This is a genomic window from Yersinia sp. FDAARGOS_228 (assembly GCF_002073315.2).
Taxonomy (GTDB): Bacteria; Pseudomonadota; Gammaproteobacteria; order Enterobacterales; family Enterobacteriaceae; genus Yersinia; species Yersinia intermedia.
This window is the reverse complement of the sequence record NZ_CP020409.2, coordinates 808,912-826,858: the sequence shown is the minus strand read 5'-3', so window position 1 is coordinate 826,858 and position 17,947 is coordinate 808,912. Positions and strand designations below refer to the sequence as shown.

The following is a 17,947-nucleotide window of genomic DNA, read 5'->3' as shown; positions in this document are numbered from 1 at the left end:
GCTGCAAGGAATTGATAAACGGTATGAAAATACTGGTCATCGGCCCTTCTTGGGTTGGCGATATGATGATGTCGCAAAGTCTTTACCGTACCCTGAAGGCCGAATATCCGGCAGCAGATATTGATGTGATGGCACCCGCGTGGTGCCGTCCGCTTTTGGCCAGAATGCCAGAAGTGCGTCATGCAATCCCAATGCCCTTAGGGCACGGGGCTTTTGCTTTTGATGAACGTCGTCGCTTGGGTTTAGCCTTACGTGAAACCGGCTATGATCGCGCCTATGTGCTGCCAAACTCGTTTAAATCCGCCCTGATACCTTATTTTTCAGGGATTAAGCAACGTATTGGCTGGCGTGGCGAAATGCGCTACTTCTTGCTCAATGATATGCGTATTCTGGATAAACAAGCCTTCCCTATGATGGTTCAGCGCTATGTTGCACTGGCCTATGATAAAGAAAAAATCCACTCAGCCGATGATTTACCGCAACCTTTGCTATGGCCGCAATTGCAGGTTCGGGATGAAGAAATTGCCGAGATTACCGCGTCATTCAATTTGACAGATAACCGGCCAATCGTAGGTTTCTGCCCAGGAGCTGAGTTTGGCCCGGCAAAACGCTGGCCGCATTATCACTATGCCACTCTGGCACAGAAACTGATTGATGCTGGCTATCAAGTCGTTTTATTAGGTTCAGCTAAAGATAGTGAAGCCGGCGAAGAGATCCGCCAGACTTTGGGCGAAAACTCCCGCGAATATTGCCTCAATCTGGCAGGGCAAACATCGCTGGAGCAAGCGGTGGTATTGATTGCGGCCTGTAGCGCGGTAGTCAGTAATGACTCCGGTCTAATGCATGTTGCTGCCGCATTAAATAAACCATTAGTGGCCTTATATGGCCCAAGTAGCCCGGACTTCACCCCACCACTGTCTGATAAAGCCACTGTCATTCGCCTAATTACCGGCTATCACAAAGTGCGCAAAGGCGATAGCGTGCAGGGCTATCATCAGAGTTTGATTGATATCCAGCCAGAACAAGTGATGGCGGCCCTTGAGAAACAATTATCCGCTTGCCAAAACTCTGTCAGTGAGGCCGATTAATGCATGTATTAATCGTTAAAACCTCTTCGATGGGCGACGTTTTACACACGTTGCCCGCACTGACCGATGCGATGAATGCCCTTCCAGATATTCGCTTTGATTGGGTAGTAGAGGAAGGATTTAGTCAGATCCCAAGTTGGCATCCGGCAGTGGATAAAGTGATTCCGGTGGCCATCCGCCGTTGGCGTAAAAATTGGTTTGGTAGTGATACCCGGCAGGAACGCTGCGATTTTAAACGTGTTGTGCAGCAACGCCATTATGATTTGGTGATCGATGCTCAGGGGCTAATTAAAAGTGCCGCGCTGATTACCCGTATTGCCAAAGGGGTTAGACATGGCCCGGATTGCAAAAGTGCCCGTGAGCCATTTGCCAGTTGGTTTTATAACTGCCGCCATGAAATTGACACCAAACAACATGCGGTTGAGCGCATACGCCAACTGTTTGCCAAAAGTCTGGGTTATGATAAACCAGACAGTTATGGCGACTATGCTATCGCGCAGCGCTTTTTAAACCAGTTACCTGGCGATGCTGGTCAGTATTTGGTTTTTCTGCACGCAACGACCAGAGACAACAAGCACTGGCCTGAAAGCCATTGGCTGCAATTGATCGAGCTGGTTGCCCCCACCGGTTTAAAAATCAAGTTACCGTGGGGGGCGGAACATGAGTATCAACGTGCTTTACGATTAGCGGAGCATTTCCCGCATGTCGAGGTCTTGCCTAAACTCAGTCTCCAGCAGGTAGCAGAGGTTCTGGCTGGCGCAAAAGCTGTTGTTTCCGTTGATACCGGCCTCAGCCACCTAACCGCAGCGTTGGATCGCCCGAATATTACTCTATTCGGCCCTACCGACCCTGGGTTAATTGGCGGTTATGGGAAAAACCAGATTGCGGTGATTTCCGAACAAAAAAGTATGGATACAATTACGGCTGAAACTATTATGGCACGATTGGAAGCACTGATTTCATAAGCGCCTATTGTTTGTTTCCAGTGATTTATTCGTGCCAGGAATTCTACCTGCCGATATTTATCATGTAATAACAATCGACTCTGGTAATTATCAGAGTTGATTGTTGTGGGTTATCTGATTATCTTTCTCGCATATTATCTAACAAAGGATGGCGGCTAATACAGCGCTTCAATTAACTTCGGCATCTAATTGTTAAGAATCCCTAATTGATTATTTAAATAATTAAGTAAGTCACTCGCTGATATCTACCTAATAGCCACTCACCAATTCCTCTGCTTACGCCATTAATTGCTAAATTCTCTTCTATCAAAGTAAAGCCGGTAAGAAACTGAGATATATCGCTAAAAAGAAGCGCATTCCTAGATAAAAATATCATTAAAATATAACCTAATGATATCTACGGCTACACCATTCACGACGAAAAACAATAATGATAATTACTCTCATTTGAGAGTAGGTAAAATCAATTTTATCGCTGCTCAATTACTGAAAATTGTTAAAAATTATATTCTTTTTTATGAATAGACTGGCCCTGCTCTGGCTATCGGGCTGACCCAGTTGAAAAGAGCCTTTCTTGCTCAAATATGGTATTATTCTTAATAATCCATATAAATGAAATTGATAGAATGTTGCTGCGTTTATATCAGGTACTACTCTACCTTATTCAACCTTTGATCTGGCTGCGGTTGCTGTTACGTAGCCGTAAAGCCCCCGCTTATCGCAAGCGCTGGGGTGAACGTTATGGTTTTTGTGCCGGTAAAGTTGTCGCTGGCGGTATCATGCTGCATTCAGTTTCAGTCGGTGAAACACTGGCCGCGATCCCTTTAGTCAGAGCATTGCGTCACCGCTACCCATCATTGCCCATTACCGTGACCACGATGACACCGACAGGTTCTGAGCGTGTCCAATCTGCGTTTGGTAAAGATGTTCACCATGTTTATCTGCCTTACGACCTCCCCGGCTCTGTGAACCGCTTTCTTGATCAGGTCAATCCTAAGCTGGTCATTATCATGGAAACAGAATTGTGGCCGAACCTTATTAATGCACTGCATCACCGCAAAATCCCGCTGGTGATTGCCAATGCCCGCCTTTCTGCCCGTTCTGCCGCTGGCTATAAGAAAATCGGTAGCTTTATCCGTAATATGCTGCAACGTATCACGCTGATTGCCGCACAAAATCAAGAAGATGGTGACCGGTTCATTGAACTGGGCCTCAAACGCTCTCAGTTGACGGTAACGGGCAGCCTAAAGTTTGATATTTCCGTCACCCCTGAATTAGCAGCCAGAGCTGTAACATTACGACGCCAATGGGCGCCGCATCGCCCAGTGTGGATTGCAACCAGTACCCATGATGGGGAAGAAGCCATTTTGTTGGAAGCTCATCACCAATTACTGCAACACTTCCCGACATTATTGCTGATTTTGGTTCCTCGCCACCCCGAACGCTTCCCGAAAGCGGTTGAACTGACGGAGAAAGCAGGGCTGAGTTACACCTTACGTAGCAAGGGGGAAATTCCTTCTGGCAGTACACAGGTTGTGATTGGCGATACCATGGGTGAACTGATGCTGTTATATGGCATTGCCGATCTGGCTTTTGTCGGTGGAAGCCTGGTTGAGCGTGGTGGTCATAATCCGCTTGAAGCAGCAGCCCATGCCATCCCTGTGCTGATGGGGCCACATACATTTAACTTTAAAGACATCTGTGCCAAGCTGGAACAGGCTGAAGGGTTGATCACCGTGACGGATACCCTATCGCTGGTAAAAGAAATCACCGTGCTACTCACGGATGAAGATTGCCGCCTTTATTATGGCCGCCATGCAGTTGACGTGTTGCATGAAAACCAGGGTGCACTACAACGGTTATTACACTTGTTGGAGCCTTATCTGCCACAACGGAGCCACTAAATGAGTGCAAGAAAACGCCTGTCAGTGGTGATGATTGCCAAGAATGAAGCCTCATTGCTAGCGGATTGCCTGGCATCGGTGAGTTGGGCTGATGAAATAGTGGTATTGGATTCAGGCAGTGAAGATGAAACCATCGCGCTGGCCCAGCAATATGGCGCGAAAGTATACAGTAATGCGCAATGGCCGGGTTATGGCAAACAGCGGCAATTAGCCCAACAGTATGCCAGTGGCGATTATATTCTGATGCTGGATGCCGATGAACGGGTGACTCCTGAGCTTAAAACTGCTATTGAAGCGGTACTTATTACACCGGAGGAAGGCGCGGTTTATAGCTGCGCCCGGCGGAATCTATTTTTAGGTCGTTTTATGCGCCACAGTGGCTGGTATCCAGATCGAGTCACCCGGTTATATCCGCATCATCAATTCCAATATAACGATAATTTAGTACATGAATCGCTTAATAGCGGCTCAGCAAAAGTTATCCCGTTGAGCGGTGATTTATTGCATCTGACTTGTCGTGATTTCTTTGCTTTTCAACGTAAACAACTGAGTTATGCCGAAGCGTGGGCGACTCAACGCCATCAGCAAGGTAAGAGTTGTAGCTACTTCTCTATTCTCAGCCATACTCTTGGGGCTTTCTGTAAGACATGGTTATTACGTGCAGGTTTCCTCGATGGTAAACAAGGGCTATTGCTGGCAGTAGTAAACGCGCAATATACCTTTAATAAATATGCGGCTCTGTGGGCATTGAGCCACCAATATCAGAAAAGCGAGAACTCATGACCACCAAAGCCATCTATCCGGGGACATTTGACCCCATAACCAATGGGCATTTGGACTTAGTGACACGTGCCGCAGCCATGTTCAGCCATGTCATCCTGGCTATTGCCGACAGTTCCAGCAAAAAACCGATGTTTACACTGGAAGAACGCGTCGCATTAGCAAAGGAAGTAACAGCTCCGTTGAAGAATGTCGAAGTTTTAGGATTCAGCGAACTGATGGCTGAATTTGCCAAAAAACACGATGCTAATATTTTGGTTCGAGGCTTACGCTCAGTGTCAGACTTTGAGTATGAATGGCAACTGGCCAATATGAACCGCCACCTGATGCCCAAACTGGAAAGTGTCTTCCTGATGCCATCAGAGAAATGGTCGTTTATCTCTTCCTCGTTGGTGAAGGAAGTGGCACGCCATGGCGGCGATATCACACCGTTCCTTCCTGCCCCCGTCACCGCAGCGCTGATGACTAAACTGGCCTGACCCTTTTATTTATGCAACCCTATATCGCCGAAGCCATTGGAGTTGCAGGCTAGCGGTAAGCGAACGTAGCCCACAACCCTGCGGCGTCAAATACGAGGGTATACGATTAATGTTGGCAGTGGCGGCAAAAAAACGTGCTGCGCTGCCCATGCTTCGCAATTTCAATCAGATGCCCACAACGGCGACATGGCTCGCCCGCCCGCCCGTACACCTGCAACTCCTGCGCAAAGTAACCTGGCTTACCATCTGACTGTAGAAAGTCGCGCAATGTGGTGCCCCCCTGTTCAATAGAGTGCAGCAACACGGCTTTTATTGTGGCCACTAACAGTACAATTTCAGCGTTGGTTAATGAACCAGCAGCACGGTCAGGTAAAAGACCTGCGGCAAACAAAGATTCACTGGCATAAATATTGCCAACGCCAACCACCACTTTGTTATCCATCAGCCACTGTTTAATCACGGTGCGTTTATTCCGTGATTTATCAAACAGGTATTGGGGAGAAAATTCATCGCTCAGTGGTTCTGGCCCTAAATGCGCTAATACATTGCTGCTTTCAAGGTCTTTTGCCCACAACCAGGCACCAAAGCGCCGTGGGTCGGTATAACGCAATATTTTGCCATTACTGATAACCAAATCGACATGATCGTGTTTTTCAGCTTCAGTTTCGTCAGACAATATCCGTAAGCTACCTGACATCCCCAAATGGACGATAATCCAGCCAGTTGGCAGTTCTATCAATAAATACTTGGCCCGACGCTGAACACTGAGCACCGGTTGATCGCTCAATGCCAGAATTTCATCGGACACCTGCCAACGCAAACGGGCATTTCTGACCACCGCGTAAAGAATGGTTTGGCCGACAAGATAAGGTTCGATCCCGCGTCGGCTGGTCTCAACTTCTGGTAATTCAGGCATGTAACCTCCCTAAACGTATCTCACTGAACTTTATATAATAAAAAACCCGGCCGAAGCCGGGTTTTCATAATCCACCAAAATTAAAATTATTTAATTTTAGCTTCTTTATAGATCACGTGTTGACGGACAACTGGATCGAATTTCTTCAATTCCAATTTTTCCGGCTTAGTACGCTTGTTCTTCGTAGTGGTATAGAAGTGACCAGTACCAGCAGAAGAAACCAGCTTGATCTTCTCGCGAACACCTTTAGCCATGATTCAGTTCCTTAATACTTCTCACCGCGGGCGCGAATTTCGGCCAAGACCGTTTCGATACCCTTCTTATCAATAACACGCATACCTTTAGCAGATACACGCAGAGTTACAAAGCGCTTCTCGCCCTCAACCCAAAAACGGTGAGAGTGAAGGTTCGGCAGAAAACGGCGTTTGGTCGCGTTCATTGCGTGGGAACGGTTGTTACCGCTCACCGGGCGCTTGCCAGTAACTTGGCAGACTCGGGACATGTCTATTCTCCAAAAATCAAATCAGCTCGAGCTTCGTATAGGATTTGGCCGCCTCGTCAGGCTTTAGAGCCCATCTCAGCAAATTCACTGAGAAGACTCACTGTCATCAGGTCAGAAACCCCTGTCACCAGGCTATAAACCTGCTGAGATAGGCTCTTCACGCCAAACCCAAGATTCTCAAAGGTGGCGTAGTATACGCTCTGAAGCGTAAGTGCTCAAGTCCCGAACAGCTAAAGATCCCGAAAGGATCAATTATTATTGCTCTAAAGCCATCCGCGTTCAGCAAATGAGACACATTCACCCCGGCCAACCACTAAATGATCGAGCACCCGAATATCTAATAATGAGCAGGCTTTTATCACCTGCGTAGTAATCAAACGGTCGGCTTGGCTCGGTTCAGCCTTACCCGAGGGGTGATTATGCGCCAGAATCAGCGCGGCGGCATTAACCTTCAGCGCTTCACGCACAATTTCTCTCGGATGAACCTCAACGCTGCTGATGGTACCAGTAAACATCTCCTCATGGCGAATAACACGATGCTGGTTATCCAAAAACATGACTAAAAAAATCTCTCGTTCGCGATGGGAAAGAATATTTTGCAGAAATTTTTGGGTAATTTCGGGATTTTGCAGAACACTTTCCCGCATCAGGTGGGATGAAAAGCAACGGCAGGCCAGTTCTGCAATGGCTTGAATTTGGCTGTATTTAGATGAGCCAATCCCTTTTTGAGCACATAACGTCTGATAATCCGCCGACATCAGCCCATGAAGTGAGCCGAACTCTTCAATCAGATATTCAGCCATCTGCATTACGTGCATTCCGGGAATACCGGTACGCAGAAAAATCGCGAGTAACTCGGCATCGGTTAGTACAGCAGCACCATATTTCAGTAATTTTTCCCTTGGGGCTATCTGCCCATACCATTCATCCATCCTTTGGCTCCTGTAATCCCTGAACAGCGCGTGCAGCATGACAGAAGGCTTTCTGCCTGGCGAACTCATGATTTAGTGCATGCGAAACGCTTCGCAAATTTGATGATTGATGGCATCAAGCGACAGCCCGATAGCTAATCTGCTCGACGGTTATGCTAAAATATTGCCTCTTACAGCTTTCATTCGGACAATCATGATGACGGGACTTTCCGGCAAACATATTGTGCTCGGGATTAGCGGGGGTATTGCCGCGTATAAATCTCCTGAGCTGGTACGCCGCTTGCGCGACAGGGGCGCAGAGGTGCGGGTGGTGATGACGACCGCCGCCAAAGCGTTCATTACGCCACTCACGTTGCAGGCAGTCTCGGGTTATCCCGTCTCAGATGATTTGCTCGATCCGGCGGCAGAAGCCGCCATGGGCCATATTGAGTTGGGTAAATGGGCTGATCTGGTCATCATGGCCCCGGCTACGGCTGATTTGCTGGCCAGGGTTGCGGCAGGGATGGCAAATGACCTCCTCACTACGGTTTGCCTGGCCACAGCAGCCCCTATTGCGGCTGTTCCGGCTATGAATCAACAGATGTACCGTGCTGCGGCCACTCAGGCAAACTTGCAGACGCTCACTAATCGCGGGATGTTGCTGTGGGGGCCGGACAGCGGCAGCCAGGCTTGTGGTGATGTGGGGCCAGGAAGAATGCTGGACCCACTGGAAATCGTCGCGCTGGCAGACAGTCATTTTTCTGTAAAACAAGACCTGCAACATTTGAGTGTCATGATTACCGCAGGGCCAACGCGTGAAGCACTTGATCCGGTGCGCTTTATCAGTAATCAAAGTTCGGGCAAGATGGGCTTTGCGATTGCTCAGGCCGCCGCAGCGAGAGGCGCTAAGGTCACACTGATTGCAGGCCCGGTTAATCTCTCCACGCCAACGGGTGTTAATCGCATTGATGTTGTCAGTGCTCTTGAGATGCAACAGGCAGTGCAGAACACTGCAGCCCAGCAGAATATTTTTATTTCTTGTGCTGCGGTAGCGGATTACCGTGCAGAGCAAGTTTCTAATGAGAAAATAAAAAAGCAGGGTGATGAAATTACCCTTAAGTTGGTGAAAAACCCGGATATTGTTGCCGGTGTGGCTTCGATGGCTAAAAATCGTCCATTTGTTGTTGGATTTGCTGCCGAAACCCAGAATGTGGAAGAATACGCGCGACAAAAACTGGCGCGGAAGAAGCTGGATCTGATTTGCGCTAATGATGTATCGCTCGCAGAGCATGGTTTTAACAGTGATACCAATGCCTTGCACCTTTTTTGGCTGGCTGGAGAGAAACGTTTACCGCTCAGCGATAAACACCTCCTCAGTCAGCGTTTAATAGACGAGATTGTCAGCCGTTATGATGAAAAAAATCGACATTAAAATTCTGGACCCACGTGTTGGCAATGAATTTCCTTTACCAACCTATGCGACAGAAGGCTCTGCCGGATTGGATTTACGTGCCTGTCTGGACGAAGCAGTTGATTTACTGCCGGGGCAAACCACATTGCTACCTACCGGCTTAGCCATACACATCGGCGATAGTGCTTTGGCCGCCGTCATTCTACCTCGCTCGGGTTTAGGGCATAAACATGGGGTGGTTCTTGGTAATCTGGTGGGGCTTATCGATTCCGATTATCAGGGGCAATTGATGGTCTCGGTATGGAACCGGGGTCAACAGGCCTTTACCATCGAACCCGGCGAACGTATCGCTCAGATGGTGTTTGTTCCCGTAGTACAAGCAGAATTCAATTTGGTTGAAGATTTTGACCAAAGTGAACGTGGTACTGGTGGTTTTGGTCATTCTGGGCGCCAATAACCTACCCTAGACCTCAATATCGTAAAAAAGCTATCACATAAGCCGCCGGGGCTTGGTACCCAGTGCGGCCGATATTTGGGTTTTTGTTATTACGTCATTTTTAGCAAGGGTCTACTCGGACATGGCAGAAAAACAAAATACGAAAAGGAACAGGCGCGAGGAAATCTTGCAGGCTTTAGCGCAGATGCTGGAATCCAGTGACGGCAGCCAACGCATTACTACCGCTAAACTTGCCGCCAATGTGGGGGTTTCTGAAGCAGCGCTTTATCGGCATTTCCCCAGTAAAACGCGGATGTTCGATAGCCTGATCGAGTTTATTGAAGATAGTCTGATGTCCCGCATTAATTTGATTCTGCAAGATGAAAAAGAGACGTTTAATCGCCTCCGGCTAATCCTGCTGTTGGTATTAGGGTTTGCAGAACGCAACCCCGGCCTGACCCGAATCATGACCGGTCATGCACTGATGTTTGAACAAGATCGTCTGCAAGGGCGGATTAATCAACTGTTTGAACGTATTGAAGTGCAATTACGCCAAGTTTTGCGCGAGAAAAAGCTGCGTGATGGGCAAGGTTTTATACATGATGAAGCACTATTAGCAACTCAACTGCTGGCATTTTGTGAAGGGATGCTTTCGCGCTTTGTCCGCTCAGAGTTCCGCTATCGGCCAACACAAGAGTTTGACGCCCGCTGGCCACTGATTGTGGCACAGTTGCAATAAACCTCAGCCGGGGTAGTCAAAAAACGATAAAAGGGCCATTTGGCCCTTTTTGCTGGCTTAACCGTATAGTGACTAGATACCGTATTTTTTGCGATATTCACGCACAGCCGCCAGATGATCAGCCATTTCCGGTTTTTCTTCCAGATAACTGATCACATCACTCAACGTAACAATCGCAATCACTTTGCAGTGGTAATCACGTTCAACTTCCTGAATCGCTGAAATCTCACCACGACCACGTTCCTGACGGTCCAATGAAATCATTACACCAGCCAGGGTCGCGCCCTGTGCGTTGATAATCTCCATTGATTCACGAATAGCAGTACCAGCGGTTATTACATCATCCACCAGCATGACTCGGCCTTGTAGAGGGCTACCTACCAGACTGCCGCCTTCCCCGTGATTTTTCGCTTCTTTACGGTTAAAACAGTAAGGCACATCGCGCTCGTGATGCTCTGCTAATGCAACAGCTGTCGTCGTCGCAATCGGGATACCTTTGTATGCTGGCCCGAACAACAGGTCGAACTCCACACCACAATCCACTAAGGCAGCGGCGTAAAAACGCCCAAGTTTTGCCAGATCCAGCCCGGTATTAAACAATCCGGCATTAAAGAAATAGGGGCTAATCCGCCCAGACTTCAGGGTAAACTCGCCAAACTTCAACACCTGTTTGTTAAGCGCAAACTCGATAAAATCGCGCTGATAGGCTTTCATGGGTACTTCTCCTCTCCAGATTGTGACTGTTCTTGTTAATTGCTTTATTGACTGACTCGATACCTAAATTGCAGGCAAAAAAAAGGCGACTAGCAAGTCGCCTTAATCAATTATTGTGCTAACACTGCTTTCTGTGCCTGGAAGATAGTCTCTATCCCCCCACGGGCCAGAGCCAGCAACGCCAAGAGTTCTTCATGACTGAATGGTTCGCCTTCTGCGGTGCCCTGCACCTCAATCATCCGGCCATCTTCCATCATCACTACATTCATATCCGTTTCTGCGGCAGAATCTTCTACATATTCCAGATCGCAAAGCGCCTCGCCTTTAACGATACCAACAGAAACCGCAGCAACCAGACCTTTCATCGGGTTCGCTTTCAATTTACCCGCAGCGACCAGTTTATTCAGTGCATCGGCCAGAGCCACACAAGCACCACTGATTGACGCGGTACGGGTACCACCGTCAGCCTGCAACACATCGCAGTCTAAGGTGATAGTGAACTCACCTAATTTTTTCAAATCAACCGCAGCACGTAAAGAACGGGCAATCAGGCGTTGAATCTCTAAAGTACGGCCACCTTGTTTACCTTTCGCGGCTTCACGGGCATTACGGCTATGAGTAGCACGCGGCAACATACCATATTCAGCCGTTATCCAGCCCTGCCCTTGGCCTTTGAGAAAGCGCGGAACACCCTCTTCGACCGTGGCGGTACACAATACTTTGGTATCGCCAAACTCAACCAATACTGAACCTTCAGCGTGTTTCGTGTAATTACGGGTCAGTGTGAGTGGGCGGACTTGTTGTGCTGCTCGGTCTGCTGGACGCATGGGCTTTCTCCGGCTTTAAATCGATATTGGTCGCGTATTATACGGCCTTAGTGATGTAATGCCTATCCTGCCTGCGCCTCGGAGGCTATAATCGCTGCATCTTTTCTTTAAAACGGGTACGCAACAATGATCCGCAGCATGACCGCTTACGCTCGGCGTGATATTAAGGGTGAATGGGGTAGCGCAGCCTGGGAGCTGCGTTCCGTTAACCAACGCTATTTAGAAACTTATATTCGCTTACCTGAACAATTTCGCAGTCTGGAACCGGTTATCCGCGAACGCATCCGTGGCCGCTTAACGCGCGGCAAAATCGAGTGTAACCTGCGTTTTGAACTGGATGCCAACGCACAAAGCTCTCTGATCCTTAATGAAAAACTGGCAAAGCAGTTAGTTGAAGCCGGTAACTGGGTCAAAATGCAAAGTGATGAAGGCGAGATAAATCCGGTGGATATTCTGCGCTGGCCGGGTGTCATGGCCGCTGAAGAGCAGGATCTGGACGCAATCAGTACCGAGCTAATGCAAGCATTGGATATCGTGCTGGATGACTTTATCGTGTCCCGCGAAACCGAAGGGGCGGCACTGAAAACCCTTATCGAACAGCGCCTTGATGGTGTTAGCGCGGAAGTGATTAAAGTCCGTGCACATATGCCAAATATCTTGCAGTGGCAACGTGAGCGCTTGCTCAATAAGCTGGAAGAAGCGCAAGTCCAACTGGAAAATACCCGTCTGGAGCAAGAATTGGTGCTGATGGCGCAACGTGTCGATGTTGCCGAAGAGCTAGATCGCCTGGAAGCGCACGTTAAAGAAACGCACAATATTCTGAAGAAGAAAGAAGCGGTAGGCCGCCGCCTTGATTTTATGATGCAAGAATTTAACCGCGAGTCGAATACGCTGGCATCAAAGTCTATCAATGCCGACGTGACCAACTCCGCTATCGAACTGAAAGTACTGATCGAGCAAATGCGCGAGCAGATTCAGAATATCGAGTAACTTTTAGCACATCGCAAAAAATGTCTTTAAAGCCCGTTAACGCGGGCTTTACTCCCTCCTCGCACTTATGAAATTTCATCCAATCTACAGTTTCCTTTCTTCGTTAGTACACAGAGAATGTACCGACTCAGCGCATATGCTGATAGCGTAAAATTTCCCACAAGTACAGAGTACCTATCGTCTCGTTAAAATGGAGATTAACATGAACGAACACCATCAAACGTTTGAAAGCCTTCGTCTGCACAGTGATGATAATAACGAGCATTGGTCAGCAAGGGATTTAGCGCCTTTACTGGATTACAGGGATTGGAGGAACTTCCAGAATGTTTTATCTAAGGCCGCGCAAGCCTGTGAAACTAGTGATCAAAATGTATCAGACCATTTCGTTGAATCCACCAAGAAGGTAATTCTAGGCTCTGGAGCACAACGCGAGTTAGATGATGTCCATTTATCTAGGTATGCATGCTATCTCGTTGTACAAAATGGTGATCCAAGCAAGCCGGTGATTGCTTCCGGGCAAACATACTTTGCTATCCAAACTAGGCGGCAAGAACTTGCAGATGATGAAATCTTCAAAAAACTACGCGAGAACGAAAAACGGCTATTTCTGCGTAATGAATTGAAAGAACATAACAAACATCTGGTGGAGACAGCACAACAGGCAGGGGTCGAAACAACGTTGGATTTCGCAGTCTTCCAAAATCATGGTTATCAAGGCTTATATGGTGGGTTAGATCAAAAATCTATCCACCAACGCAAGGGCCTTAAAAAGAGTCAAAAAATTCTCGACCATATGGGTTCTACAGAACTTGCAGCTAACCTATTTAGAGCAACACAGGCGGAAGAGAAACTCCGTAGAGATCAGGTAAAATCAAAACAGCAAGCAAATCAGACTCATTTTAATGTGGGCCAAAAGGTTCGACAAACAATCGAAGAATTAGGTGGGACTATGCCGGAAAATCTTCCTACGCCAGAAAAAAGCATCAAACAACTGGAATCGGCCACTAAGAAGCTGAGCAAAAAATAAGTCCCATTACTTAACACGCGAACTTTAGATACACAATGACGTTTTCAAATAAAAACACATAATAACAATATCTTATCTAAATTAATCCACTTAAAAAACCGATTGCACCGAGTGAATTATCACCACATTTCAGCACCTCGAAAAAATGTCTTTAAAGCCCGTTAACGCGGGCTATTTTCTATTTAATCTGCTGCCATTTCTATAATTACGTTATTCGTAGTATCCAATTCAAGCCAAAACTACGAATATCGTAGTCATGAAAATAGAATCTGATTACCATAGTGTTTTTTGTCAACGACTTAAGCTGGTGCGACTTGCTAAAGGGCTATCCCAAAAAAGCTTGGTATTGCTGCCGGGATTGATGAATTTGAAGCAAGTACACGTATAAATCGTTACGAGAAAGGTGTACATGAAGCTAGCATGGAGGTTGCCCAACAACTCGCAGATGTGTTGCAAATACCGCTAGCGTACTTCTATACCGCCGACGATGTATTAGCAGACATGATGTTAGCGTTTATGGCGTTATCACCAGAAGAAAAAACAAAGGTATTGGCATTGGTGAAAAATCAGGGGATAAAATAGCAAAAGGAAGGGAAAATGCAGTTAACCGTATTAGTTGATAATAATACCTTGATAGATAAGTACCTTACCGCCGAACCAGGTGTCTGCTATCACTTACGAATTGACGGAAAATCATTTCTTTTTGATACCGGTTACTCCGATGTTTTTCTGAGTAATGCGGCTATTTTAGGCATTAACCTGACTGAGATAGACAGTATTGTCCTTTCTCATGGGCATAACGACCATAGCTGGGGGCTAAACCACCTTGCACAGTATCTTGATCGGGTAAACCATCAAGATGCCAAGAAAATAAAGATTGTTGCTCATCCCAATGCCTTTCTGCCGAAATACTATGAAGATAAATCTATAGGGGCTAATTTACCGGCAGATGGTTATCCGACGCTTTTCGAACGGGTCGAACAACCTGGGGTATATTACCTTACCGATAATTTACTCTTTTTAGGGGAGATTGCGCGTAACAACGATTTTGAAGGGCTAGAGCCTGTTGGTAAAACTGTCGATTGTTGCGGGCATAAAGTTGAAGATTTTGTTACCGATGACAGTGCAATAGTTTATACCAGCCCTGAAGGTATCGTCATTATCACGGGCTGCTCTCACTCCGGCATCTGCAATATTATCGATTATGCGATTAAAGTTACCAACGATAAACGTGTCCGCGCAGTCATTGGTGGGTTTCATCTATTAAATGCCAGCAGTGATATTCTATCCAGAACATCTGATTATTTTAAACAACTCAATGCTCAAGCAATTTATCCCTGCCATTGCACTGATCTTAAAGCCAAAATAGCCCTAGCCAACGCAGTCAATATTGAAGAGGTCGGTGTTGGCATGATACTGAACTTTGAGTAAAAAAGTACCCGATTTGAGCAGTAATAACGAGAATCATCTGATTGTTATAACTCCAAAATATTTGTAAGGGTTTGTGTATGGTATGAAGTTTAAAGCTAATGCATAATCCCTACGGGAATTTTAACGCTCAAATAAGAAGGATTTAGTAATGCTTAAGAATGTACTTTTTTTCGATGCTCTGCTGACACCCAAGATTCTTACCGGTTTATATTGGCTTTTACTGGTATTTATCATTATTTCCGGCGTATTCGTAATGATAAATACCAGTGTCATCGGCGGATTTCTTAGCATCCTTGGCGGTGCTCTTGCGACTCGAATCTGTTTTGAGATGATCATGATCGCATTTAAAAACAATGAATACCTGAAAAAGATCGCAGATAAATCATAACTATGATTAGGGTATTATCATTCCATCTGAGAATGAAATACTCTAATTGCTTACCACTTTGCAGTTGTAATGACGTTAACCCACCAAAAACCATACAGCCCTCGGTGAACAAGCAACTCTTCTTCATTATTTTATCAATGATAAGATCTAACATAATTTACTGTAACCATTTAAAATATAGAGCATTTCCCAATATTTAACTTTCTTCCTATGCCACAATGTGAAAGCAGAAAGAGCATTTAATATGTTTATGGCTACTATCTAATATCAGGCCTGAAGAAATTACACATATACTTTATTGGTTGGTCAGTTTAGGCCGGGGTGTTTTATAAGGGTCAGAATTGCAATCATAACAGGGTGAGTCAGGGATAGCGTTGCTTAACCTTTCTGGCTAAGGTAAGTAAAAGACACATATACACTTTTAGGGGATCGCGTATGTTCCAAGACCAAAACACATCGATCCTAGAGACCTATTTTGGTACCCATAGCCCTTTTTGGCGACTGGCTTTTGATAGTCAGGCTTTAGAGTTATCCGCCATCAAGGGAACCACAAATATTGCCATTCCCCTTAATTCCGTTCAAACAATGAAAATTCGGGGTTTAACGGGTATTACTGCCAGTTTAGATATTGAAATAGAAATTTACGGTAATCCACTTCATTTACATCTGGTGGGCCGTAAAGTTAATGACAAAGAATGGGGTGGAACCGCCTCCGCGTACGCTGATACTGAGTCGGTAGCACGCGATTTAGTGATGGGGCTTTCCTTTGCAGAACAAGTCGTTTCTGAAGCTAACTCTGTTATTGTGATTCTTGATAAAGATGGTTACGTACAGCGATTCAATCACCTCAGCGAAGAATATACCGGTAAAAAAGAACAAGACGTTATTGGTAAAAATGTTTACGACTTGTTTATGACAGCCAAAGAGGGAGCCTCGTCGCGCAAAAATATTGAGGGCTTCTTCCAGCGCGGTGCATCTTACGAAGTTGAACGTTGGGTTAATACTGTAAAAGGGAAACGCCTCTTTTTATTCCGCAATAAGTTTGTTCACAGTGGTAGTGGCAAAAATGAGCGTTACCTTATCTGTTCTGGTACTGATATTACTAAAGAAAGGCGTGCACAAGAGCGTTTGCGAATTTTGGCTAATACCGACATGATTACTGGCCTGCCTAATCGCCACGCTATTCACGAACGTATTAATAGTGCAATCCTAACTCGTGGTGAGACTTCAGTCGGCATTATTTACCTCGATCTCGATAATTTTAAAAAAGTTAACGACCATTACGGCCATATGTTTGGTGATCGCTTACTCAAAGATGTCTCGCTGGCCATTTTAAGTTGTTTGGGTGAAAGTGAAATGCTTGCCCGGTTAGGCGGTGATGAATTTATTGTTCTGGTGGAGAATGCCTCAATGAACTTACTGGAGGCAACTGCACAGCGCATTCTCAACCGCATGAAGTTACCCTTCCGGGTAGGATTGATCGAAGTATATACCGGGTGTTCTATCGGGATAGCACTGTGCCCTGAACACGGAGATACACTAGAAAATATTATCCGTAGCGCAGACACTGCCATGTACACCGCAAAAGAACATGGAAAACAGACCTATTCGATTTTTTCACAAGAGATGAATAAGAAAGTATCTGAATACGTCTGGCTAGATACCAATTTACGTAAAGGTTTAGAACAACATCAATTACAAGTTTTTTACCAACCCAAGATATCCGCCAAAACGGGTAAAGTTCATAGTGTCGAAGCATTAGTCCGATGGTTATCACCCGAGCGCGGTTTAATCGCCCCACTTGAGTTTATCTCCTATGCCGAAGAATCCGGGTTGATCGGGCCATTGGGCAAATGGGTATTGCAAACTTCGATGCAACAAGCAGTAGATTGGAAGAAACGTGGAATAAACCTACGAGTGGCGGTAAATGTATCAGCCCGGCAATTAATTGATGAGGCTATCGTAACCAGTTTTATTGAGTCTCTTGAAGCCAGCGAATTAGAATCCAGTTTGGTTGATGTTGAATTAACCGAAAGTTGCTTAATCGATGATGAAGATTCGGCCATCAATATCATGAAACAATTACGTCACTTGGGTGCTCAGGTTCATTTGGATGACTTCGGCACTGGCTATTCTTCGCTTTCTCAATTGGCTCGTATCCCTATTGATGCCATTAAATTGGATCAAAGTTTTGTACGTGATATTGATAATAATCCGATTTCACAATCTCTGGTTAAAGCCATTATCGTTGTCGCTGAGGCACTTAAAATGCGGGTAATTGCCGAAGGTGTGGAAACTAAAGGGGAAGAGGAATTCCTGGATTCTATTGGCATTGATGAAAAACAAGGGTTTCTTTACGCCAAACCAATGCCCGCAGATGAACTGGAGCATTGGCTGGTAACACAACACCCTCACCTTCCACTGGATTAGGTGTATAAC

General features: G+C 46.1%; 19 protein-coding genes and 1 pseudogene. 14 read left to right on the top strand and 6 right to left on the bottom strand.

The features are described from left to right. Window positions 1-23 precede the first annotated feature (23 nt). From rfaF to coaD, 5 genes are all read left to right on the top strand, one after another. Window positions 24-1,088: an ADP-heptose--LPS heptosyltransferase RfaF gene (gene rfaF / locus A6J67_RS03740; protein WP_042568898.1), complete on the top strand. Its 1,065-nt coding sequence runs from the start codon at window positions 24-26 to the stop codon at window positions 1,086-1,088. Beyond that, window positions 1,088-2,053, top strand: a complete 966-nt coding sequence (gene rfaC, locus A6J67_RS03735) for a lipopolysaccharide heptosyltransferase RfaC (RefSeq protein WP_032907535.1) — start codon at window positions 1,088-1,090, stop codon at window positions 2,051-2,053. Before rfaF ends, rfaC begins: the two co-directional genes overlap by 1 nt. A 626-nt stretch (window positions 2,054-2,679) precedes the next feature. Further along, the gene (gene waaA, locus A6J67_RS03730) at window positions 2,680-3,957 is read left to right on the top strand and encodes a lipid IV(A) 3-deoxy-D-manno-octulosonic acid transferase (protein WP_032907537.1); all 1,278 of its coding nucleotides are present in this window, start codon (window positions 2,680-2,682) and stop codon (window positions 3,955-3,957) included. Further along, window positions 3,958-4,740 carry a glycosyltransferase family 2 protein gene (locus tag A6J67_RS03725; RefSeq protein ID WP_005190634.1) on the top strand — a complete coding sequence of 261 codons (783 nt, stop codon included), beginning with the start codon at window positions 3,958-3,960 and terminating at the stop codon, window positions 4,738-4,740. After that, window positions 4,737-5,216, top strand: a complete 480-nt coding sequence (coaD, locus tag A6J67_RS03720; protein WP_042568895.1) for a pantetheine-phosphate adenylyltransferase — start codon at window positions 4,737-4,739, stop codon at window positions 5,214-5,216. Before A6J67_RS03725 ends, coaD begins: the two co-directional genes overlap by 4 nt. 106 nt (window positions 5,217-5,322) lie before the next feature. Here coaD and mutM read toward each other — a convergent pair whose 3' ends face one another. The 4 genes from mutM to radC form a co-directional block, all read right to left on the bottom strand. Then, window positions 5,323-6,132, bottom strand: coding sequence for a bifunctional DNA-formamidopyrimidine glycosylase/DNA-(apurinic or apyrimidinic site) lyase (mutM, locus tag A6J67_RS03715; RefSeq protein ID WP_050297719.1), 810 nt, complete (start codon window positions 6,130-6,132; stop codon window positions 5,323-5,325). A gap of 86 nt (window positions 6,133-6,218) precedes the next feature. Further along, a complete protein-coding gene (gene rpmG, locus A6J67_RS03710; RefSeq protein WP_004392084.1) occupies window positions 6,219-6,386 on the bottom strand; it encodes a 50S ribosomal protein L33 in 168 nt (55 codons plus the stop codon). A gap of 11 nt (window positions 6,387-6,397) precedes the next feature. Then, window positions 6,398-6,634, bottom strand: coding sequence for a 50S ribosomal protein L28 (gene rpmB, locus A6J67_RS03705; protein WP_005164747.1), 237 nt, complete (start codon window positions 6,632-6,634; stop codon window positions 6,398-6,400). Between the two features lie 263 nt (window positions 6,635-6,897). After that, window positions 6,898-7,566 carry a RadC family protein gene (radC, locus tag A6J67_RS03695; protein WP_005190652.1) on the bottom strand — a complete coding sequence of 223 codons (669 nt, stop codon included), beginning with the start codon at window positions 7,564-7,566 and terminating at the stop codon, window positions 6,898-6,900. 193 nt (window positions 7,567-7,759) lie between these two features. On the opposite strand from radC, the gene coaBC reads away from it, so the two are divergent. The 3 genes from coaBC (at window position 7,760) to slmA (ending at window position 10,131) form a co-directional block, all read left to right on the top strand. Next, window positions 7,760-8,977, top strand: a complete 1,218-nt coding sequence (coaBC, locus tag A6J67_RS03690; protein WP_050297718.1) for a bifunctional phosphopantothenoylcysteine decarboxylase/phosphopantothenate--cysteine ligase CoaBC — start codon at window positions 7,760-7,762, stop codon at window positions 8,975-8,977. Continuing rightward, on the top strand, window positions 8,955-9,413 hold the full coding sequence (gene dut / locus A6J67_RS03685) for a dUTP diphosphatase (protein ID WP_042568893.1): 459 nt from the start codon (window positions 8,955-8,957) through the stop codon (window positions 9,411-9,413). The genes coaBC and dut overlap by 23 nt, the downstream gene beginning before the upstream one ends. Before the next feature lie 121 nt (window positions 9,414-9,534). Beyond that, a complete protein-coding gene (gene slmA, locus A6J67_RS03680; RefSeq protein ID WP_005191076.1) occupies window positions 9,535-10,131 on the top strand; it encodes a nucleoid occlusion factor SlmA in 597 nt (198 codons plus the stop codon). A gap of 72 nt (window positions 10,132-10,203) precedes the next feature. On the opposite strand, the gene pyrE is transcribed toward slmA, so the two are convergent. Further along, window positions 10,204-10,845: an orotate phosphoribosyltransferase gene (pyrE, locus tag A6J67_RS03675; RefSeq protein ID WP_005191079.1), complete on the bottom strand. Its 642-nt coding sequence runs from the start codon at window positions 10,843-10,845 to the stop codon at window positions 10,204-10,206. Window positions 10,846-10,955: 110 nt separating this feature from the next. Continuing rightward, a complete protein-coding gene (gene rph, locus A6J67_RS03670) occupies window positions 10,956-11,672 on the bottom strand; it encodes a ribonuclease PH (protein WP_005191083.1) in 717 nt (238 codons plus the stop codon). A gap of 126 nt (window positions 11,673-11,798) precedes the next feature. On the opposite strand from rph, the gene A6J67_RS03665 reads away from it, so the two are divergent. From A6J67_RS03665 to pdeR, 6 genes and pseudogenes are all read left to right on the top strand, one after another. Next, the gene (locus A6J67_RS03665; protein WP_005191086.1) at window positions 11,799-12,662 is read left to right on the top strand and encodes a YicC/YloC family endoribonuclease; all 864 of its coding nucleotides are present in this window, start codon (window positions 11,799-11,801) and stop codon (window positions 12,660-12,662) included. Window positions 12,663-12,864: 202 nt separating this feature from the next. Further along, window positions 12,865-13,689, top strand: coding sequence for a DNA damage-inducible protein D (gene dinD, locus A6J67_RS03660; RefSeq protein WP_050288837.1), 825 nt, complete (start codon window positions 12,865-12,867; stop codon window positions 13,687-13,689). Window positions 13,690-13,945: 256 nt separating this feature from the next. Beyond that, window positions 13,946-14,271 (top strand): annotated as a pseudogene (locus A6J67_RS03655) (helix-turn-helix domain-containing protein). 15 nt (window positions 14,272-14,286) lie between these two features. After that, the gene (locus A6J67_RS03650; protein WP_005191097.1) at window positions 14,287-15,120 is read left to right on the top strand and encodes an MBL fold metallo-hydrolase; all 834 of its coding nucleotides are present in this window, start codon (window positions 14,287-14,289) and stop codon (window positions 15,118-15,120) included. Window positions 15,121-15,268: 148 nt separating this feature from the next. Beyond that, window positions 15,269-15,508 carry a DUF4282 domain-containing protein gene (locus A6J67_RS03645; RefSeq protein WP_005191100.1) on the top strand — a complete coding sequence of 80 codons (240 nt, stop codon included), beginning with the start codon at window positions 15,269-15,271 and terminating at the stop codon, window positions 15,506-15,508. Between the two features lie 435 nt (window positions 15,509-15,943). After that, entirely contained in the window at window positions 15,944-17,938 is a 1,995-nt protein-coding gene (gene pdeR, locus A6J67_RS03640) for a cyclic di-GMP phosphodiesterase (RefSeq protein WP_042568882.1), read from the top strand. Window positions 17,939-17,947 lie beyond the last annotated feature (9 nt).